Raw genomic sequence first — 1401 nt, 5'->3', positions numbered from 1 at the left:
GTTCACCCGCCCCAAGCCCCGCACGATCAGCGACCCCGATTGGTCCGCGATGCAGGCGCGCGCTATCACCCTGATCCGCGACGTGATCACGCCCGAATATGGCAAATGGCATGACCTGTTCGTCAAAGATTACCAGCCCGCCTGCCGCAAGAGCGACAGCGCCTCCACCCTGCCGGGCGGCGCGGCCTGGTATGCCAGCCGGGTTCGGACGCATACCACGACCGACCTGACCCCTGACCAAATTCACGCCATCGGTCTGTCCGAAGTCGCCCGCATCCGCGCCCGCATGGACGATGTGGCAGCCAAGGCCGGCTATCCCAACCGCGCCGCCTTCATCGAGCATCTGCGCACCGACCCACGCTACTATGCCAAGACGCCCGAAGAACTGCTCCAGGTCGCCGCGCGCCAGGCCAAGGCGATCGATGGCCTGCTGCCACGCTATTTCAACACCCTGCCACGCCTGCCCTACGGCCTCAAACCCATTCCAGAGGCCGAGGCCGAAGGCACGACCACTGCTTATTATATGCCCGGTGCGCCGGAGAGCGGCATAGCGGGAACGTACTTCGTCAACACGTCCAGGCTCGACCAGCGCCCCTTCTGGGAACTGCCCGCGCTCACCGCGCATGAGGCGGTGCCCGGCCATCACAACCAGATCGCCCTGCAACAGGAATTGCCGCTCCCGCCCTTCCGCAAATATCTCGCGGGCTTCACCGCCTATGTCGAGGGATGGGCGCTCTACACCGAATATTTGGGTGAGGAGATGGGTCTCTACGACACGCCTGAAAAAATGATGGGGCGCCTGTCTTACGAGATGTGGCGAGCCTGTCGCCTGGTGGTCGATACCGGCCTCCACGCCAAGGGCTGGGACAAGGCGCGCGCCGTCGCCTTCATGGCCGACAACAGCGCGCTGTCCGCGGCCAATATCGATGCCGAGGTCAATCGCTATATCAGTTGGCCGGGTCAGGCGCTGGGCTACAAGCTCGGCGAAATCCGGATCAGGGCATTGCGGACGAAGGCCGAAGCGGACCTGGGCGCAAAGTTCGACCTGCGCCGCTTCCATGACGCGGTTCTGGCGCAAGGCGCGGTGCCGCTGACGGTGCTGGAAAGCCAGATCAAAGGGTGGATTGCGACTGAAAAAGCCCGCTGATCAGAGGCGCAGGGATCGGGGCGGGGCGTTGGCGGTGTCGAGCCACGCCCGATAGCCCAGGTCGAGCGGCAGGGCCGCTTCGCAACAGGCGCATTCCGCCATTACTCGACCGATCAGCCACTGGCTCTGCCCGCAATCGGGACAGCGCATCACGCCACCGGGGCGATAGACGGCGATCATGTCGTGGCTAGGCAGGACTTGGGAAGGGTGCATGTGAAGAATCCCCCATTGTCTCGCACTAACGTCATTATAGG

Annotated in this window: 2 protein-coding genes; one reads left to right on the top strand and one right to left on the bottom strand. The window is 64.0% G+C overall.

Going from position 1 to position 1401, the window contains the following annotated elements; translation table 11 throughout:
- Positions 1-1147: DUF885 domain-containing protein (locus IL54_RS19045; RefSeq protein WP_037479539.1), on the top strand; the 1147-nt coding region annotated here is incomplete at its 5' end.
- On the opposite strand, the gene IL54_RS19040 is transcribed toward IL54_RS19045, so the two are convergent.
- Positions 1148-1360, bottom strand: a complete 213-nt coding sequence (locus IL54_RS19040; RefSeq protein ID WP_156106317.1) for a hypothetical protein — start codon at positions 1358-1360, stop codon at positions 1148-1150. It abuts the gene before it with no gap.
- Positions 1361-1401: the final 41 nt, after the last annotated feature.

This window comes from Sphingobium sp. ba1 (assembly GCF_000743655.1).
GTDB lineage: Bacteria > Pseudomonadota > Alphaproteobacteria > Sphingomonadales > Sphingomonadaceae > Sphingobium.
Note: the sequence above shows the minus strand (reverse complement) of the source record. Positions and strands in the feature narration are given on the sequence as shown.

Bases quoted from the DNA above. Each gene is read 5' to 3' on its own strand.
- IL54_RS19040 (WP_156106317.1), bottom strand. From the start codon at position 1,360: ATGCACCCTTCCCAAGTCCTGCCTAGCCACGACATGATCGCCGTCTAT.